Source organism: Neisseria sp. P0022.S010 (assembly GCF_051956635.1).
The window spans coordinates 1-2,130 of the sequence record NZ_JBQCXF010000497.1 but is presented as its reverse complement, the minus strand read 5'-3'; the positions used below and the strand labels follow the sequence as shown (position 1 = coordinate 2,130).

2 protein-coding genes and 1 CRISPR repeat array are annotated in these 2,130 nt (G+C 51.5%); both genes read left to right on the top strand.

The window, feature by feature from the left end:
- Positions 1–140 precede the first annotated feature (140 nt).
- On the top strand, positions 141–1,154 hold the full coding sequence (gene cas1c / locus ACTHUT_RS18595) for a type I-C CRISPR-associated endonuclease Cas1c (RefSeq protein ID WP_250600211.1): 1,014 nt from the start codon (positions 141–143) through the stop codon (positions 1,152–1,154).
- 74 nt (positions 1,155–1,228) lie between these two features.
- Positions 1,229–1,522: a CRISPR-associated endonuclease Cas2 gene (gene cas2, locus ACTHUT_RS18590; protein WP_003685729.1), complete on the top strand. Its 294-nt coding sequence runs from the start codon at positions 1,229–1,231 to the stop codon at positions 1,520–1,522.
- Positions 1,523–1,711: 189 nt separating this feature from the next.
- Positions 1,712–2,077: a CRISPR direct-repeat array (repeat unit 32 nt; unit sequence CCAGCCGCCTTCAGGCGGCTGTGTGTTGAAAC).
- Between the last annotated feature and the right edge of the window lie 53 nt (positions 2,078–2,130).

Here is a 2,130-nt window from a genome sequence, read left to right as displayed (position 1 = left end):
ACTCAGTACTGAGATGATGTAATTTAACATGATTGTTGCAGACTGGCGATGTTGAATTTAAGAATCCAACCTACCATTTTTCAGGTAGCCCAGCTCTGTTAAATTCCCCAAAAGTACGGCCAAACCCCAAGGAGTTCCCCATGCGCAAACTGCAAAACACGCTCTACATCACCACCCAAGGCAGCTATCTGCATAAGGAGCGGGAGACGCTGGTGGTGGAGCAGGAGCGTAAGAAGGTGGCGCAGTTGCCGGTGCATTCCATCGGGCATATTTTCTGTTTTGGGAATGTGCTGGTGTCGCCGTTTTTGCTGGGGTTTTGCGGTGAAAATAATGTAAATTTGGTGTTTTTTACCGAGAACGGACGTTTCTTAGGGCGGTTTCAGGGGCGGCAAAGCGGCAATGTGCTGCTGCGTCGGGCGCAGTATCGGGTGTCGGAGCAAAATCCCGTGCCGATTGCGCGCAATATCATTGCGGCGAAGATTCAGGCGAGTAAGCGGGTGCTTCAACGGCAGATTCGCAATTATGGCGAGAATGCGGCGATTCAAAGTGCGGTCAATGCTTTGAATATTTCGCTGCGGCAATTGAAGGGCGCGGCGGAGCTGGACGTGGTGCGCGGCATTGAGGGAGATGCGGCGGCGCGTTATTTCGGCGTGTTCGGGCAACTTTTGAGCGAAAAAAGCGGTTTTACTTTTGACGGGCGCAACCGTCGTCCGCCCAGAGACGGGGTGAATGCGCTGTTGTCGTTTGTGTACAGCATTCTGGGCAAGGACATCAGCGGCGCGCTGCAAGGCGTGGGGCTGGACCCGCAGGTGGGCTTTCTACACGCCGACCGACCGGGGCGCGACAGTTTGGCGCAGGATATTTTGGAAGAATTCCGCGCGTGGTGGGCGGACAGGTTGGTGTTGTCGCTGATTAACCGAGGGCAAATCAAACCGCAGGATTTTGTTACCGAGGCAAGCGGCGCGGTGAGCTTAAAAGCCGATGCGCGTAAGCTGTTGTTTCAAGCTTTGCAGGCGAAAAAGCAGGAGAAAATTGTGCATCCATTTTTGGGTGAAGAAGTGGAAATCGGTTTGCTGCCGTATATTCAGGCAATGCTGTTGGCGCGCCATTTGCGCGGGGATTTGGCGGAATATCCGCCGTTTTTGATGAGATAGGTTTGCAGGCTGCCTGAAAACGGGTTGGCTGCTTTCAGACGACCTCTAAAGCAGCCTGCACATGGGAATACAAAATGCTGATGCTGATTACTTACGATATTTCGCTGGAGGACGCGGAAGGACAGGCAAGGCTGCGACGCGTGGCGAAATTGTGTCTGGACTACGGCGTGCGCGTGCAGTATTCAGTGTTCGAATGCGACATCGCGCCCGACCAATGGGTTGTTTTAAAAGACAAACTTTTGAAAACCTACAACCCTGAAACCGACAGCCTGCGCTTTTACCATCTGGGCAGCAAATGGCGGCGCAAAGTGGAACACCACGGCGCGAAACCAGCGGTGGATGTGTTTAAGGATACGTTGATTGTGTAAATCGCCAACCTACGGTTCTCATGAAAATGCGGCAGGGTTGGCGAATTGGGATTGTTTTTTAACAATCAGGATATTGCGAATGCGGGTGTAACGGAAAAGGCTGTGTTATACTCGCGTTCACGCTTTTCTTGGGAGCTTAGCGAAATCGGGGCTGCGAAACTTGACGGAGCAAGGCTTTTAAGAGGGGCCCCAGCCGCCTTCAGGCGGCTGTGTGTTGAAACTTTTGTTGACGTTAAATCTGATGATTTGCAAAAACCAGCCGCCTTCAGGCGGCTGTGTGTTGAAACATTTGGGAATTAAACACGCACTTAATTTAAATTGTTCCAGCCGCCTTCAGGCGGCTGTGTGTTGAAACTTTTTCTCTTAATGATAATTCCCATATGGTAGTCCAGCCGCCTTCAGGCGGCTGTGTGTTGAAACCGAATTGTTGAGCGTCAGATGTTGCACGGCAATGACCAGCCGCCTTCAGGCGGCTGTGTGTTGAAACTTTTATCATACAGCAGTCTATAGTCTTCTTTGATACCCAGCCGCCTTCAGGCGGCTGTGTGTTGAAACCAGATTTGTCTTGTTTTTCAAAATTTTCTTTTTTTCCAGCCGCCTTCAGGCGG